This is a genomic window from Streptomyces sennicomposti, from assembly GCF_019890635.1.
GTDB classification, from domain to species: domain Bacteria; phylum Actinomycetota; class Actinomycetes; order Streptomycetales; family Streptomycetaceae; genus Streptomyces; species Streptomyces sennicomposti.
In genome coordinates this window covers 104,582-120,365 of sequence record NZ_JAIOAB010000016.1, presented here as the reverse complement: position 1 = coordinate 120,365, position 15,784 = coordinate 104,582, and the positions used below count along the sequence as shown (strand labels likewise).

The 15,784-nt window shown below is 73.4% G+C and carries 13 protein-coding genes; 7 read left to right on the top strand and 6 right to left on the bottom strand.

Annotation, left to right across the window (positions count from 1 at the left end):
* The 4 genes from K7787_RS12430 to K7787_RS12415 all read right to left on the bottom strand — a co-directional run.
* A partial coding sequence (locus K7787_RS12430; protein ID WP_223001424.1) for a 2-oxoglutarate dehydrogenase E1 subunit family protein occupies nucleotides 1-304 on the bottom strand: 304 nt, incomplete at its 3' end.
* Nucleotides 305-585: 281 nt separating this feature from the next.
* Complete coding sequence (locus K7787_RS12425) at nucleotides 586-1,734, bottom strand: HAMP domain-containing sensor histidine kinase (protein ID WP_372456639.1); 1,149 nt, start codon at nucleotides 1,732-1,734, stop codon at nucleotides 586-588.
* Between the two features lie 158 nt (nucleotides 1,735-1,892).
* On the bottom strand, nucleotides 1,893-2,630 hold the full coding sequence (locus K7787_RS12420) for a response regulator transcription factor (protein ID WP_009190587.1): 738 nt from the start codon (nucleotides 2,628-2,630) through the stop codon (nucleotides 1,893-1,895).
* Nucleotides 2,631-2,752: 122 nt separating this feature from the next.
* Nucleotides 2,753-3,430, bottom strand: a complete 678-nt coding sequence (locus tag K7787_RS12415; protein ID WP_019980417.1) for a spermidine synthase family protein — start codon at nucleotides 3,428-3,430, stop codon at nucleotides 2,753-2,755.
* A gap of 485 nt (nucleotides 3,431-3,915) precedes the next feature.
* Here K7787_RS12415 and K7787_RS12410 point away from each other — a divergent pair, with 485 nt between their 5' ends.
* Both K7787_RS12410 and lon read left to right on the top strand, forming a co-directional pair.
* Nucleotides 3,916-4,575, top strand: a complete 660-nt coding sequence (locus K7787_RS12410; protein ID WP_308036337.1) for a rhomboid-like protein — start codon at nucleotides 3,916-3,918, stop codon at nucleotides 4,573-4,575.
* Between the two features lie 293 nt (nucleotides 4,576-4,868).
* Nucleotides 4,869-7,292 carry an endopeptidase La gene (gene lon, locus K7787_RS12405; RefSeq protein ID WP_223001423.1) on the top strand — a complete coding sequence of 808 codons (2,424 nt, stop codon included), beginning with the start codon at nucleotides 4,869-4,871 and terminating at the stop codon, nucleotides 7,290-7,292.
* Nucleotides 7,293-7,514: 222 nt separating this feature from the next.
* Here the strand turns inward: lon and K7787_RS12400 are convergent, their stop codons facing one another.
* Entirely contained in the window at nucleotides 7,515-8,333 is an 819-nt protein-coding gene (locus tag K7787_RS12400; RefSeq protein WP_164388389.1) for a lysozyme, read from the bottom strand.
* Between the two features lie 282 nt (nucleotides 8,334-8,615).
* Here K7787_RS12400 and K7787_RS12395 point away from each other — a divergent pair, with 282 nt between their 5' ends.
* The gene (locus K7787_RS12395) at nucleotides 8,616-9,107 is read left to right on the top strand and encodes a MarR family winged helix-turn-helix transcriptional regulator (protein WP_009190592.1); all 492 of its coding nucleotides are present in this window, start codon (nucleotides 8,616-8,618) and stop codon (nucleotides 9,105-9,107) included.
* 577 nt (nucleotides 9,108-9,684) lie between these two features.
* Here K7787_RS12395 and K7787_RS12390 read toward each other — a convergent pair.
* Nucleotides 9,685-10,470 (bottom strand): protein phosphatase 2C domain-containing protein, encoded by a 786-nt coding sequence (locus tag K7787_RS12390; protein WP_223001422.1) that lies wholly within the window; start codon nucleotides 10,468-10,470, stop codon nucleotides 9,685-9,687.
* A gap of 413 nt (nucleotides 10,471-10,883) precedes the next feature.
* Here K7787_RS12390 and K7787_RS12385 point away from each other — a divergent pair, with 413 nt between their 5' ends.
* Genes K7787_RS12385 through K7787_RS12370 form a run of 4 tightly spaced genes read left to right on the top strand, consistent with a single transcriptional unit; the run spans nucleotide 10,884 to nucleotide 15,625 of the window.
* Nucleotides 10,884-14,039: a sensor histidine kinase gene (locus K7787_RS12385; RefSeq protein WP_223001421.1), complete on the top strand. Its 3,156-nt coding sequence runs from the start codon at nucleotides 10,884-10,886 to the stop codon at nucleotides 14,037-14,039.
* Nucleotides 14,036-14,539, top strand: coding sequence for a roadblock/LC7 domain-containing protein (locus tag K7787_RS12380; RefSeq protein WP_009190596.1), 504 nt, complete (start codon nucleotides 14,036-14,038; stop codon nucleotides 14,537-14,539). The genes K7787_RS12385 and K7787_RS12380 overlap by 4 nt, the downstream gene beginning before the upstream one ends.
* Nucleotides 14,540-14,547: 8 nt before the next feature.
* A complete protein-coding gene (locus K7787_RS12375) occupies nucleotides 14,548-14,997 on the top strand; it encodes a DUF742 domain-containing protein (protein WP_050790765.1) in 450 nt (149 codons plus the stop codon).
* Nucleotides 14,978-15,625, top strand: a complete 648-nt coding sequence (locus K7787_RS12370; RefSeq protein ID WP_019980425.1) for a GTP-binding protein — start codon at nucleotides 14,978-14,980, stop codon at nucleotides 15,623-15,625. Before K7787_RS12375 ends, K7787_RS12370 begins: the two co-directional genes overlap by 20 nt.
* Nucleotides 15,626-15,784 lie beyond the last annotated feature (159 nt).

The following is a 15,784-nucleotide window of genomic DNA, read 5'->3' as shown; positions in this document are numbered from 1 at the left end:
CCGGTGCGGGCGGACATGCGCCAGCGGGTGGGCAGCAGGGCGCCGCCTGGGACGTCGTGCCGGCTCCCGCGGCCCCCGCGGCCGCGGGACTCGACGGGGCCGAGGAGTCAGCCGCGGCGGCCCCCGGCTTGTAGTCGGCGAAGAAGTCCCACCAGGCGCGGTCTACGGAGTTCGGGTCCTGGAGGTACTGCTGATAGATCTCGTCGACGAGCCACTCGTTGGCACCGAAGGCCGCCGCGGGGTTCTTCCCGTCCTGGCTGGTCTCGGTGGAGATGCTCGAGTTACTGGGGGACTGTGGCGACACGGCGGCAACCGCCCTCTTCCGCTTCACAAGGTGATGGACAGCGGGAATAAAGGCTACGCCTCCCGGAGGGGGAAGGTCAGGTCGGGCCGGTTCATCGTCGCGTAAGTCACATCGAAAGCTGTGTTTCGGGGCTTGAAATGGCGGGAAACAAGCGTGGTTCGCCTGAGCGCGGGAAGGGCGGACCCGGGTCCGGCCCGTGCGGGGCGCGGTCCCCTGCCTGATCACACGTGTCCGTCTGCCCGGATGCTCGTGGATCTTGTGGTTCCGGCTCGAACTTTACGTCAACTTTGAACTGAGGGAAGCCCTGGAAGGGTGATGAGGATCCGGCAGCCCCGCTCGGATTCGGCCACCCCGATCCGGCCGCCGTGCAGATCCACCGCCCAGCGCGCGATCGCCAGCCCGAGGCCGGTCCCGCCGTCGCTGCCCGGACCGTGCGGCCGGCTCACCTGGCCCCGGTTGAAGCGCTCGAAGACACGGTGCCACTCGGAGCGGGGGATGCCGGGCCCCTCGTCGAGGACCTCCAGCTCCAGCGACTCCGGCTGCGGACCGCGCCGCGCCTTCACCGTCACCCGGCCGTGCGGCGGGCTGTGCTTGACGGCGTTGTCGATCAGATTGGCGAGCACCTGGTGGACCCGCTCGGGGTCGGCGTGCGCCGTCAGCTCGGGCGGGGACACGTCCAGCACCAGATGGACGTCCGTACGGGTGTGGCTGCCGGAGCCGGAGGCCATCTCCGCGCGCGCGGAGGCGACCATGTTGGCCTCCTTCAGCACCCCCGACAGATACGGCCACACCTCGAACCGGCGCATCTTCAGCGGCACGACGCCGTTGTCCAGCCGGGACAGGTCCAGCAGCGTCTCCACCAGCCGGCCGAGCCGCTCGGTCTGCTTCAGGGCGGTGCGCATGGTCTCCGCGTCGGGCTCGGTGACCCCGTCCACGATGTTCTCCAGCACCGCGCGCAGACCCGCGATCGGGGTGCGCAGCTCGTGCGAGACGTTCGCCACCAGCTCCTTGCGCTGCTGGTCCTGGGCCGCCAGCTCGTCCGCCATGCGGTTGATCGTCTGCGCCAGGTCGCCGAGTTCGTCCCGGCGGTTCTCGCGCACCCGGCGGGTGTAGTCGCCGTGCGAGATCGAGCCGGCCACGGCGTTCATCTCGTCCAGCGGCGCGGTGAGCGAGTGCGCCACGAACTGCGTGATGAGCAGGGTGGCGATCATCGAGAACACCATGATGAAGCGCAGCTCGGTGCGGGTGTGCACCGCGATCATCGACAGACCCGTCGTGATCAGCACCGAGATGACCACCAGCGCGCCGAGCTTGGTCTTCACCGAGAAGCCGAGCCTGATCCGCGCGCGGAAGCCGCCGCGGCCCCCGGCCGGGGAACCGCCGCCCAGGGCCGGCGGACCGGGCCTGAACCGGGCGGGGGAGCCGTTCACCGTCCCGTCCGGGGCCGGGTGCGCGCCTTCGCGTCCGTCACCACGTCCCGCACCGCGTCCGCCCTCGCGGGCCGCCCGCCGCTCCCGGCGCGCGCTCTCGCCACGCTGCCCGCGCGGGGGTTCCCGCCGGTCCCGCCGTGCGGCCGGCCGCCCCGCGCTCATGGGGTCGGCGTCTCCAGCGCGTAGCCCACGCCGTGCACCGTGCGGATCCGCTCGGCGCCGATCTTCCGGCGCAGCGCCTTGATGTGGCTGTCGACGGTCCGGGTGCCGGAGGCGTCCGCCCAGTCCCACACCTCGGCCAGCAGCTGCTCGCGGGAGAGCACCGCGCGCGGGGTGTTCGCCAGGCACACCAGCAGGTCGAACTCGGTGGGCGTGAGGTGCACGTCCTCGCTGCGCACCCGCACCCTGCGCTGCGCGTGGTCGATCTCCAGCTCGCCCAGGCGCAGGATGCCGCTGCGCGGCGTCGCGGCGGCCAGCGCGGCCCGCTCCATGCGGCGCAGCAGCACATGCACGCGCGCTGCCAGCTCCCGCATCGAGAACGGCTTGGTCATGTAGTCGTCGGCGCCCACCCCGAGCCCGACCAGCATGTCGGTCTCGTCGTCGCGCGCGGTGAGCATCAGCACCGGCACCGGCCGCTGCGCCTGCACCCGGCGGCACACCTCCAGGCCGTCGAAACCGGGCAGCATGATGTCGAGGATCAGCAGATCGGGCTGCCAGGCCTCGGCGGTGTCGACGGCGGCCGGGCCGTCGCCCGCCGTCTGCACCAGGAACCCCTCGGCCCGCAGGCGGGTGGCGATGGCGTCCAGGATGGTCTGATCGTCCTCGACGACCAGGACCCGGCGCTGTGCGCCCGGGCCGGCCGTCGTGCCGTTGTGCGAGGTGTGTGTCTGCTCCATCGCCCGCCCCTGAGGTGTGCTTCCGGAATCCGTGGGGTGATTCCTCGACTGCGCATGGTTGCGATTGACGCTTGAATGATCGGCGCCAGGGATGCAGCGTACGGGGAGTCACCGTCGCATTGCTATCCAGGTCTGACGGCGAGATGCACGACGTCGGGAACGCCCCGGGCAACCGGGATCTCTTCGGTGCGCACCTGCTGGAATCCGACATTCCGCAAGGTTCCTTCAAATTCCGGAGACGGCTGCGCCGACCACACGGCGAGCACTCCGCGGGGCCTCAACACCCGTACGCAGGCGGCGAGTCCGGGTGGTTCGTACAGCCCCCGATTGCCCTCCGTGACCGTCCAGTCGGGGCCGTTGTCGATGTCGAGGCAGAGCGCGTCGAAAGTGTCCGATGTCTCATTGACGTAAGCGAGCAGATCGGCTCCGACGATGTCGGTGCGCGGGTCGGCGAGCGCCCGCGCGGTCAGTGCGGACAGCGGGCCGTCGCGGTGCCAGTCGATGATCGCCGGTTCCCGCTCGACCACGGTGATCCGGCCCCAGCGCGGGTCGGCCGCGGCGTGCGCCAGGGAGAAGCCGACGCCGAGCCCGCCGATCAGCACGTGCGGCGCCGGGCGGTCGTCCAGCGCGGCACGGGCGGCGTCCACGAGCAGCCGCTCGGAGCGGCCGTCGGAGGTGTCCATCAGGAAGCAGCCGTTGGCGATGATCTGGAGCAGCGCCCCGTGCCGGCGCAGCACGACCTCGCCGTAGGGGCCCTCGCGGCGGTCCAGGACCACAGGAGTCTCGTACGAGGCGGTCATGGGGTCATCCTGCCCCAACGGATCACGGCCGCCACGCGAATTACGGGTGACGGGAGGTGAGCTCCGTTGCCGTGCCGCGCAGCTCGCCGTCCGACGGGAGTGAGCCATGAGGTCGCTGTGAATCGGCCACCGGGTGGCGCCGGTCATAGACAGGGGTGCGTGCGGTGCGAAGGGTTGGGTCCGACGGAAGGAGCCCTGCCGTGGAGCGGACCGCCCCGGACGAGGCCGTGACCTCGCCCCTGCTGGACGGCGTGCCGCGCCAGCGCCCCCGGACGGAACCGTCCGCGGCACCGCCGGAGGCGGTCCCTGGGGCTGCCGGGGCTGCCGGGGTTCGTGAGGCACTCGGAGTCTCTGAGGCTGTCGGGTCTCGTGAGGCCGATGGGATCGGCGGAGTCCCTGAGGCTGCCGGGTCTCGTGAGGCGGTCGGGATCGGTGGAGTCGCTGAGACCGCCGGGACTCCTGAGGCGGTCGGGACCGCCGGGCCGGTGGCCGTCGCGGTCCCCGACGGCCTGCGCCGCTGCCGACAGCGTCTGGCCCGCCTGCTGCCCGCCCCGGCCGCGACCCCCTTCACCTTCGCCTACGGGACTCTGCTCCTCATCACCTCGGCCGTCGCGCGGTACGCCGGTCCCGCCGTGATGGACGCCGTGTACCGCGGCTCCAGCACCGACGTCGCCCACCTCGTCCGGACGCCCCTGCCGGTGCTGGCGGGCAGCGCGCTGTGGATCGCCGGCGGCATCGCCTCGCCCTACTCCCTGTGCTTCCTGCTGGTCCTCACCGGGCTGGAGCGGCGGACGGGGACGCTGCGCGCGGCCTGCGTCTTCCTGTACGGGCACGTGCTGGCCACCCTCGCCACCGAGGTCCCCGTCGGACTCGCGGTGCTGGCGGGACGGCTGCCCGACAGCTCACTGCACCGCCTCGACTACGGCATCAGCTTCGGCGTCGCCGCCAGCCTCGGCGCCCTGGCGGGGCTGCTGCGGCCCTGGGCGCGCTGGAGCGTGCTCGCGGTGTTCGTGGGGGCGGCGCTGTCGGACCTGCTCACCTTCGCCGACCCGATGACGAGCGCGGGGCACCTGATCGCCGTGACCTTGGGCGTCGCGGCCTGGCCCGCGGTGCGGCGGGGGAGTGCGCGGCGCGCGGAGGGCTGACCGGGCGTGGCGCGGACGGGGGCCGGACGGCGGGCCTCCCGACTGATCGGACGGCGCGCCTACGACTGACCGCACGGCGTGCCTGCGGCTGACCGGACGGCGCGGCTACGGCCGACCGGGCGTCGCGCGGACGGCTGACCGTGCGCCACCCGGGGCCCTCCCGTCACCGCTCTCACCTGCTGTTTCCGCTACGTTCCCGGCTGATCGCTCACAGCGAACAAGAGCCCGGGAACAATCAAGGACGCCCGTGCATTGAGTCGGTATAGCTCAACTTGACTGCCGAAAGGGAGATCATGGCTGCTGAGTCCATGCCGTTCACGCCGATCGTCCTGCCCGTGCTGCCCCTCGACGACGAGGTCGTGCTGCCGGGGATGGTGGTCCCGCTCGATCTGAGCGACTCCGAGGTGCGCGCCGCGGTCGAGGCCGCGCAGGCCGCCGCCCGGGACGAGCCCGGCAAGCCGCGGGTGCTGCTGGTGCCCCGGATCGAGGGCACGTACGCGAAGACCGGAGTGCTGGGCACCGTCGAGCAGGTCGGACGGCTCGCGGACGGCGACCCCGGCGCGCTGATCCGCGGCCGGAGCCGGATCAGGATCGGCGCCGGGACCACCGGGCCGGGCGCGGCCCTGTGGGTCGAGGGCACGCGGCTCGACGAGAGCGTGCCGGACCCGCTGCCCGGCCAGGTCGTCGAACTGGTGAAGGAGTACAAGGCCCTCGCCACCGCCTGGCTGCGCAAGCGCGGCGCCTGGCAGGTCGTCGACCGGGTCCAGGCCATCGAGGACGTCTCCGCGCTCGCCGACAACTCCGGCTACTCGCCGTTCCTGACCACCGACCAGAAGGTCGAGCTGCTGGAGACCGCCGAACCGGTGGCCCGCCTCAAGCTCGCCACCCAGCAACTGCGCGACCACCTCGCCGAGCAGGACGTCGCCGAGACCATCGCCAAGGACGTCCAGGAGGGCGTCGACAAGCAGCAGCGCGAGTTCCTGCTGCGCCGCCAGCTCGAAGCCGTCCGCAAGGAGCTGCGCGAGCTGAACGGCGAGAGCGAGGGCGAGGAGTCCGACGACTACCGCGCCCGCGTCGAGGCCGCCGACCTGCCCGAGAAGGTCCGCGAGGCCGCCCTCAAGGAGGTCGACAAGCTGGAGCGCGCCTCCGAGCAGTCGCCCGAGGGCTCCTGGATCCGCACCTGGCTCGACACGGTCCTGGAGATGCCGTGGAACGAGCGCACCGAGGACGCCTACGACATCCAGGGCGCCAAGGCGGTGCTGGACGCCGAGCACGCCGGTCTGGAGGACGTGAAGGAGCGCATCACCGAGTACCTGGCGGTGCGCAAGCGCCGCGGCGAGCGCGGCCTCGGCGTGATCGGCGGGCGGCGCGGCGGCGCGGTGCTCGCCCTGGTCGGCCCGCCCGGCGTCGGCAAGACCTCGCTCGGCGAGTCCGTCGCGCACGCCATGGGCCGCAAGTTCGTCCGGGTCGCCCTCGGCGGCGTCCGCGACGAGGCCGAGATCCGCGGCCACCGGCGCACATACGTCGGCGCGCTGCCCGGCCGGATCGTGCGGGCCGTCAAGGAGGCCGGGTCGATGAACCCGGTGGTCCTGCTGGACGAGATCGACAAGGTGGGCTCCGACTTCCGCGGCGACCCGGCCGCGGCCCTGCTCGAAGTCCTCGACCCGGCGCAGAACCACACCTTCCGGGACCACTACCTGGAGGTGGAGCTGGACCTGTCCGACGTGGTCTTCCTCGCCACCGCCAACGTCCTGGAGGCCATCCCGGAGGCGCTGGCGGACCGGATGGAGATCGTCCGGCTGGACGGCTACACCGAGGACGAGAAGGTCGTCATCGCCCGCGACCACCTGCTCCCGCGCCAGCTGGAGCGGGCCGGTCTGCTCGCGGACGAGGTGACCATCGAGGAGGGCGCGCTGCGCCGCCTGGCCGGCGAGTACACCCGCGAGGCGGGCGTGCGCACCCTGGAGCGGTCCATCGCCCGGCTGCTGCGCAAGATCGCGGCGCAGCACGAACTGGGCGAGCGGGAGCTGCCGTTCACCGTCGCCGACGGGGATCTGCGCGACTTGATCGGCCGGCCGCACCACGTGCCGGAGTCCGCGCAGGACCCGGCCGAGCGGCGGACGGCCGTGCCGGGCGTGGCGACCGGTCTCGCGGTGACCGGGGCCGGCGGCGACGTGCTGTACGTCGAGGCGTCGCTGGCCGACCCGGAGACGGGCGCCGCGGGGCTGACGCTGACCGGTCAGCTGGGCGACGTGATGAAGGAGTCCGCGCAGATCGCGCTGAGCTTCCTGCGCAGCCACGGCGCCGAGCTGGAGCTGCCGGTGGGCGATCTGAAGGACCGGGGCGTGCACATCCACTTCCCGGCGGGCGCGGTCCCCAAGGACGGCCCGAGCGCGGGCATCACGATGACGACCGCGCTGGCCTCGCTGCTGTCCGGGCGGCTGGTGCGCACGGACGTGGCGATGACCGGCGAGGTGTCGCTCACCGGGCGGGTGCTGCCCATCGGCGGCGTCAAGCAGAAGCTGCTCGCCGCCCATCGCGCCGGGGTGACCACCGTGATCATCCCCAAGCGCAACGAGCCGGACCTGGACGACGTCCCGGCGGAGGTGCTGGACAAGCTCGACGTCCACGCCGTCACCGACGTCCGCCAGGTCCTGGAACTGGCCCTCGCACCGGCGACGAACGGTGCGGAGACCGTGGTTCCGGCGGCGGCGTGACGGACGCCGTCGGTTGAACGAAGGCCCGGGCCCCCTATCCGGGGACCCGGGCCTTCACCCGCGCGCGGCGGCTGCGCGGAGCTGTGGAGCCGATCGGCTGCGAGCTGATCGGCGACGGAGCCGAGGGGCCGCGGCTACCCGTTGGCGAGGGCCTGCACCCGGTCGAGCGCCCCGTTGCCGTGCTTGCCCGGGGGCGACCCCCGGACCCCCGGCCGTCGAGCCCTAGCCGTTGGCGAGAGCCTGCACCCGGTCGAGCGCCCCGTTGAACTTGTCGTGGTCGCCGACGGTCGGGCCGGACGAGGTGTACTGCCACATCGTGTAGTAGCCCCAGCCGGCCGGCAGGGTGCCCACGGTGGAGGCGTAGCGGGCGATCCACAGCGGGTTGTTCGCGGCGAAGCCGCCGTAGTTGCCGGTGCACTGGGTCCACCAGCTGGTGGCCGTGTAGATGACGGCGTCGCGGCCGGTGCGGGCCTTGTAGGTGTTCAGGAAGTCGGCGATCCAGCTGACCATGGCGCTCGCGGACTTGCCGTAGCAGGCGGCGCCGTAGGGGTTCCACTCGATGTCGAGGGCGCCCGGCAGGGTCTTGCCGTCCTTGGACCAGCCGCCGCCGTGGTCCACGAAGTAGTTGGCCTGGGTGGCACCGCTGGTGGTGTCCGGGGTCGCGAAGTGGTACGCGCCGCGGATCATGCCGACGTTGTACGAGCCGTTGTACTGCTGCGCGAAGTACGGGTTCGTGTAGTACGTGCCCTCGGTCGCCTTGGTGTAGGCCCACCGGACGCCGCTGCTCCAGAGGGTGGACCAGGCGACGTTGCCCTGGTAGCCGGCGACGTCGACGCCCTCGGTCTGGGCGGCCTTGTCGGTCGTGGGCGTACCGCTCTGGCCGTCGTGGGCCAGGACGCCCATGCCCATGTAGGCGGAGCCGCGGGCGGGCGTCGTGGTGGCCGAGGAGGGTGCCGTGAGGAGGAAGGAGAACGCCGCGAGCAGGACTCCCGCTGCGGTCAGCCGCCGGGCGCGGGCCGTTCCGGATCTGTGCACGGGCATGACGTGCCTCCGAAAGTTCGGTGTTGCTCGGTGGGGGATAAAGCGGGCACGGCCCACGGTCGCACGGGGGGAGAGCGGATCAGGGAAGACCCGCCGGTGACGGTGCTGGCGTGAGCATGCCATTCACTGTTCTGGGGGAGACGCTACGCACGTAGACCCGGGCCTGGGAAGGGGGTCCGGGGTCCGCCGTTGGTCTACGCCTGCGGAATACTGACGGAGCTGCGGCGATGGCGGCCAATGGCGGAAACTTTCAGGACCGGGAAACTTCAGGCAGGGGCTGACGTGCACGAAGACGCGAACAGCGAAGTACACGCGGATGAACCGGGCTCGTCGCCCAGTGGTGCAGACCGGCCGTTCCTCGCCCTGGAGCGGGAACTGACGCTGCTGCTGCGCCGGGCGCGGGCCAGCCAGGGCGAGATGGCCCGTGAGGTCCACCCCGAGCTGGAGCCCTCCGCGTACGGGCTGCTGGCCCGGCTGGACGAGTGCGGCGGCCAGCGCGCCACGGCGCTCGCCGCGTACATCGGCGTCGGCAAGGCCACCATGTCCCGGCAGCTGCGCGCCCTGGAGGAGCTGGGGCTCGTCGCCCGCGAGCCGGACCCCGCCGACGGACGGGCCTGGCTGGTGGCCCTCACCCCCGACGGCCGCCGCCGGGTCGGCCAGGTACGGGAGGCGCGCCGCGCCCGCTACGTCCGCAAGCTCGCCCACTGGGACCGCCGCGAGGTCGCCGAACTGGCCCGGCTGCTGCACGAGCTGAACGGCGTCGTGGACAAGTAGCCGCAGGCCGCAGGCGGCAAGCGGCAGGGGGAGCGAGCCGAGGACGGTCGCCGTCGCCCCGGTGTCCCCCCGGAGTCGCCGTGCCGGCCGCACCCGCGGCCGTGCTGCCGCCGCGCCCGCCCCGTGCCGTCGTGCCGCCGCCGCGGGGCGGGTGCCGGCACCTGCCTTGGGGCCGCCGTCCGGCACCTGTCCGGGCGGCAAGACCGCCCGTCCTCCCGCCGTCCGCCTGGTGCTGCCGTCCCGCCGTCTGCCCGGAGCCCCGCGTCGTCCGTTCGCCCGGGGTCGCCGTCCCGCCGTCCGTCCGGAGCCGCTGCCCCGGTGCCTGCCCAGGGGCGCTGCAGGGGGGCGTCCGTTCGGGGCCGTCGTCCGTGTGGGGGTGCGTGGCAGCGGCCGTCGTCGGGGGCCCGTGCCGTCCGGCCGCCTGATGTCGTCGCGCAGGCGTTCGCCGGAGCCGCCGACCCGGCGCGAGCCCAGGCTCGCGGACCCGGCGTTCGCCCATGGCCCCGCAGGAGCGCTCGGCCGCCAAAGTCGCCGTCCCGGCGCGAGCCCGGAGGCGCCGTACCGGCGCCCCGCCCCCTCACAGCTCCGCGAACACCACCGTCGCGTCGTCGTGCGTCTTGCTGCGGCCGAGGTGGATGCGGGTGTCGCGGTCGGCCCGCTCCAGGTCCCGTACGCGGTCCACCAACGTCCGCGCGCCCTCCTTGCGGATCAGGGCGAGGCACTGGGTCCAGTCGCCCTCGCCGAACTTCTCCACCCAGCGCGCCGCCCCGTCCGTCAGTGCGGCCAGGGCGCGGACCCGGTCGCGCGGCACGCTGCCCGTCACCGCGCGCTCCGCCGCCGAGGGGTCCGCCGCCGCGGTGAAGAAGCCACCCTCCTTGTTGCGCAGGGTGGCGTCGATCAGTTCGTCGGTGGCCAGCGCGGCGCGGGGCAGCCGGGCCAGCCGGTCGTCCAGGACGGGCAGCACCGAGCCGTCGGCGCTCTCCAGCAGCAGCGCCGAGTCGGACAGGACGAGATGGTCGACGGTGTGGGCGGACCACCGCGCGAGCACCACGGTTGCCTGCGGCGTACGCGGGTGAGAAAGGTCACAGGTGATCGCGTGGGCCTCGGCGGTCCGCGCGATCGCCCGGGAAAGAATCTCCGTCAGCGTCAGATCTGCGCAGGAAACGGTCAGTTCGGTCAGCGCGCCGCCGAGCCGCGCGGTGAACCAGGGGACCGAATGCAGACACCCGGTCTCCGCCGGCGGCGTCACCCCGTCCAGGACGACAAGACAGCCGCCCTGCCCGGAGGCGGGCAGTGCGACGGCGGCGAAGTCCTCGTTGGGGTGCTCGGGAAGGCCCGGCTCGGAAACAACCTCAGTACGCATCCGGCCAGTCTGCACCAGCCCTTCACATGGCCCGCCGAAACCTGGCAACCACCTGCGAAACACCGCGGCAACGCCGGTCAACTGCCTGGTTTGGTAGGTATTGGCAGGCTCCGGGAAGGCGTGGCGGCGAATCCTGCCAAAGCCTGCCGCAGACGTCCAACCGGCCCACCGGAACCGGCCCCGGCACAGGCCGGAGGAACTTGCTCGCCAACTCCCCTCCGATGTTCACTCCTTCGGGTGGCCGGTCGGACGATGCGGGACCACTGCCCACCGGCACTGGGAGGGTCGGAAACCGACGCAGGTCCCCCGCACGCGCGACCGCGCAGGCCGGGGAGGGTGCGCGCACCCGTCGTACCAGCTGACGGAGCGACACCCGGGCCCATGAGTACACGAGTACAGGAATGCGAGCACCGGTGCAGAAGAAGCGGCCTCGGCGCACAGGCAAGCAGACGGCCACCCCGGGCGGACCGGCACAGCCGCCCGGCACGCCCCCCGTGGCTCCCGCCGCCCCTGCCGCCCCCGCCGTCCCGGTCGGCAAGGGCCGCGCCACGCATGTGCGCAACCGGCTCATCGCCGCGGTCGCCGTCGTGACCGCCGCCGTCGCCGCGGCCGGCGCGCCCTCCGTGATCGCCGCCTCCGGGCAGCTGAGCGACTCCCAGGACCTGGTCACCCTCGCCGGGCAGACCCAGGACGCCCTCGCCCTGGCCCACTCGCTCGCCGACGAACGCGACGAGGTCACCTCCTACGTCGCCGCCGGCCGCCCCAAGTCCAAGGCGCCCTCCGAGCAGCGCAGCACCCGCGTGGACCGCCAGGTCGACGAACTGCGCACCGACCCGGACATCCCCTCCTGGCTGCGCACCGACCTGAACGGCGTCGCCGCCGTGCGCCGCTCGGCGCTCACCGGGCAGAGCAACGCCCTCCAGGTCCACCAGGAGTACTCCGCCACCATCGCGGAACTCCACAAGCTCGCCGAACAACTGGCCGAGCAGATGCCCGCGCGGGCCGGTTCCGGCGCGCACGCGCTCGCCGAGCTGGACACCGCCGTCCAGCAGGCCGCCGCCGCCCGCGGACTGCTGCTGGCCGCCCTGAACGTGCCGCACTCCTCGCGCCCCGTCTACGACCCGCTCACCGGGCTGACCACGCGCGACGACACCTCCTCGGCCGCCGGCGCCAAGCAGCGCGACGCCCTCAGCGCCGCCGCCCAGCAGGCCCGCGTCCGCTCGGAGGCGGCCCTCGCCGAGTTCCGCGACACCGCGCCCGAGACGGCCCGCGACTCCTACGACTCCACGGTCACTGGAGCCGAGGCGAAGAGCGGCGAGGACTATCTGAAGAAGCTCACCGCGCAACCGACGCTCGGCGACGACGACCTCGACACCGACGTCGAGAAGGCGGACGCCGCGCTCAGCGCCCGCGTCGACCTGATGCGCGGCGCGGAGTCCTCCCTCTACGACCACCGCACCAAGGACCTGGAGGCCCTGCGCGACGACGACGTCACCGCGCTGGAGATCCGCGTCGCCCTGCTCGGCGCGCTGCTGCTGCTCACCATCGGCGTCGCCACCGCCCTCGCCCGCACCCTCACCCGCCCGCTCGCCGTGCTGCGGCTGGGGTCGGCCCGGCTGGCCGGCGCCGAGGACGCGACGGCCGAGGAGGCCATCCGCTTCACCGGCCGCAACGACGAGTTCGCCCAGGTCGTCCGCTCCGTCAACACCCTGCACGCCCGGGCCGCCGCGCTCGCCGAGCGGATCGCCACCCTGGAGACCGACCGCAAGCACCTCATCGGCCAGCGGCAGAAGATGGCCGACGCCCGCGAGGAACTGCGCGCCGAACTCGACGCCGCCGCCACCCAGGTGGAGCGGCTGCGCACCGGCATCGGCTCCACCTTCGTCAACCTCGCCCTGCGCACCCTCGGCCTGGTCGAACGTCAGCTCGCCGTCATCGAGGGCCTGGAGGAGCGTGAGCAGGACCCCGACCGGCTCGCCACCCTCTTCAAGCTCGACCACTTCGCCACCGTCATGCGCCGGCACAGCGAGAACCTCCTCGTGCTGGCCGGCTCCGAGCACGTCCAGCAGCACGCCGGTCCGGTGCCGCTGGTGGACGTGGTGCGGGCCGCGGTCAGCGAGATCGAGCGGTACGAGCGGGTGCGGATCGCGGCGCTGCCGCCGCACGCGCACGTGGCCGGGTTCGCCGCGGACGACCTCTCCCACCTGCTGGCCGAGCTGATGGAGAACGCCACCTCGTTCTCCCCGCCCGACCAGCCGGTCGAGGTCTCCGGCTGGCTCCTGGAGAACGGCGAGATCATGCTCTCCGTCCAGGACGAGGGCATCGGCATGGCCGCCGAGCGGCTGAGCCGGCTCAACGCCCGCCTCGCCGACTTCGACCCCGAGGCCGCCTACGACCACGAGAGCGAGGACGGTCTCGGCCTCGGCCTGTACGTGGTGGCCCGCCTCGCCCACCGGCACGGCGCGCGGGTGCGGCTGCGGGAGCAGAAGCAGGGCGGGATCGCGGCGGTCGTCGTCGTGCCCCAGCCGCTGCTGGCGTCCGCGCCGGCCGCCGCGGTGCCGACCGCCGGACCGTCCCTCACGACCACCGGGACCGTCTCGCTGCCGGGCGCGGACGCCGAGGCCAACTCCAACGTCCTGCACGCCCGCGCCAAGGACGGCGACCCCCTCGTCCAGCAGGCCGAGGCGGCCGTACGACGGGCGGAGGCGGCGAAGGGCGCGACGCCACCGGCGGACTCCACCGCCGCCGCGCCCGCGCAGCCCCCGGCCGACGCGGGTACGCCCACCCCGGCGGAGCCTCCGGCGGGCATCCCCCCGGAATCCCCCGCGGAGACGACGATGGAGCTGCTGCTCCCGTCCCCGACCGCGAGCACGGAGCACAGCGGCACCGGAGAGCACACCACCGCGTCCGGCTCCGCCCAGTCGCACCCGGCCCCGGACGGCGCCTCCGCCGAGGCGCACCCCGCGCCGGGGGCGTTCCCCGCGCAGTCGCGTCCGGCGTCCCCGGCGTCCGACGACGCCGGGACGGGGCCGCGCGCCGCGCACGACGCGAGCGGGCCCGACTCGCACGCCGCGCCCGCCCCCGGCGACTCCGCACCGCACCCCGCGCGCGAGCGGACCGAGCCCGCGCCGCACCCCGCGGGCGACGGACACGCGTCCGCGCCGTACGCCGCCGGAACGGCCCCCGCTGGGACGGCCCCCGCCGGAGCGGCCCCCGTACGACCGCGGTCCGAGGACGCGGAGAACAGGCTTTCGGCCGACGGCGGAGCCGACGCCGCCGACGTGCACGAACGCGCCGAGGAAGACCAGCTCACCGCCAAGGGTCTCCCCAAGCGCACCCCCAGAATCAGCACCCCCACCCAGGCCCCGCGCCAGCGCACCGGATCCGTGGACGCCGACGCCCTCCGCCGCCGCCTGGGCGGATTCCGCAAGGGCGCCCTGGCGGGCCAGCGGGACGTACAGGCGGAGATCGCCGAGCGGACGGGCCAGAACCAGCGGCCGGACCCGGCGGCCACCCGCGCACACGCCGAGGAATCCACGGGGGGCACCGTCGAGGAGGCAAGCAGTTGACCGCTCCCAGTACCTTCGGACTGAGCCGAGAGGCCCGCAACCTGCACTGGCTGCTGACCAACCTCGTCGAGGAGGTGCCCGGCATCGAATCGGTCGCCGTGGTCTCCTCCGACGGCCTTCTGCTGCTCTCCTCCGACCAGGACCGCAACGAGGCGGCCCGCCGCTCGCCCGGAGCGCCCCGGACCGGCCCGCGCGGCTCCGCCGCCGACCTCGCCACCGTCGTCTCCGGCATCGGCAGCCTGACCGTCGGCGCCGCCAAGCTGATGGACGGCGGCGCGGTCAAGCACACCATGGTCGCGATGGACGAGGGCAGCCTGTTCGTGATGTCGATCAGCGACGGCTCGCTGCTCGGCGTGCACGGCTCCGCGGAGTGCGACATGAGCGTGGTGGCGTACCACATGGCGCTCTTCGTCGGCCGCGCCGGCCACGTCCTGACCCCCGAACTCCGCAGCGAGCTGCGGAAATCACTGGAGTCCGAGTCGGCCGGGAGCCTGCGATGAGCCATGCCATGAGCAGTCCGCTGGGCGGCGTGCCCCGGCAGTACGCGCCCAAACAGCAGCTCCCGGTGCGCGGCGGCGACCGCAGGCCCGCCCGCGTCCGCCCCTACTCGCTGACCGGCGGCCGCACCCGCTTCGGCCACGTCCTCCTGGTGGAGACGTTCGTGGCGAGCACGGCCGCGCTGGAGGCGGGGGAGGAGCGCCGGGAACTCGGCAACGGCTCGCTCACCACCCGGGTGATGCCCGAGATGCGGGCCATCGTCGAACTGTGCCGCCGGATGCGGACGGTGGCCGAGATCGCCGCGCTGCTGAAGATGCCGCTCGGTGTGGTCCGCGTGCTCCTGAGCGACCTCGCGGACCAGGGAAAGATCCGTGTGTACGGAACCGGAACCGGTCACGGCACCGGCCGTCCGGACCGCGCTCTGCTGGAAAGGGTGCTGAGTGGACTCCGCCGTCTCTGACGCCGCCGCCTACGCGACCGGCGTCTCCCCGCTCGACGAAACCGACGAGACGCTGCGGCCCTGGCAGACGGACCGCACCCGCGCCCCGATCGCCACGAAGATAGTGGTGGCCGGCGGCTTCGGCGTGGGCAAGACCACGCTGGTGACCACCGTCTCGGAGATCACGCCCCTGCAGACGGAGGCGCTGATGACCGAGGCCAGCGCCGAGACCGACGACCTGACCGCCACGCCCGGCAAGGTCACCACCACCGTCGCCATGGACTTCGGGCGGATCACGCTCGACGACGACCTGGTGCTGTACCTGTTCGGGACGCCCGGCCAGCAGCGGTTCTGGTTCATGTGGGACGACCTGGTGCGCGGCGCGATCGGCGCGGTGGTCCTCGCCGACACGCGCCGGCTGAAGGACTGCTTCCCGGCGCTGGACTACTTCGAGAGCTGCGGGCTGCCGTACATCGTCGCGGTCAACCACTTCGACGGCAGCGAGCTGTTCGAGCCGGAGGACGTCCGGGAGGCGCTCACGATCCCCGCGCACATACCTGTCATGATCATGGACGCGCGACGCCGGATCTCGGCCATCGAGACGCTGCTGGCCCTGGTGGGCCACGCACTCGAGGAGACCCCCGAGTAGTCACCGGGCAGCCCGGCCCCGGAGCCTCGGGCACTCCCGGGGCTCCGGGAAGTGCGGGGCTCCGGGACGTCCCGGGGCTCCGGACACTCCCGGGCCCGCGAGCCGTCCCCGGGTGGCCGCGAGCCCGTCCGCACGCCGCGCGCGCCGTTCCCAAGCCGT

What these genes read in the sequence shown, in the direction of transcription:
- lon (WP_223001423.1), top strand. Translation starts at nt 4,869, where the DNA reads ATGGCTGCTGAGTCCATGCCGTTCACGCCGATCGTCCTGCCCGTGCTG.
- K7787_RS12375 (WP_050790765.1), top strand. Translation starts at nt 14,548, where the DNA reads ATGAGCAGTCCGCTGGGCGGCGTGCCCCGGCAGTACGCGCCCAAACAG.
- K7787_RS12415 (WP_019980417.1), bottom strand. Translation starts at nt 3,430, where the DNA reads ATGACCGCCTCGTACGAGACTCCTGTGGTCCTGGACCGCCGCGAGGGC.
- K7787_RS12390 (WP_223001422.1), bottom strand. Translation starts at nt 10,470, where the DNA reads ATGCGTACTGAGGTTGTTTCCGAGCCGGGCCTTCCCGAGCACCCCAAC.
- K7787_RS12420 (WP_009190587.1), bottom strand. Translation starts at nt 2,630, where the DNA reads ATGGAGCAGACACACACCTCGCACAACGGCACGACGGCCGGCCCGGGC.
- K7787_RS12400 (WP_164388389.1), bottom strand. Translation starts at nt 8,333, where the DNA reads ATGCCCGTGCACAGATCCGGAACGGCCCGCGCCCGGCGGCTGACCGCA.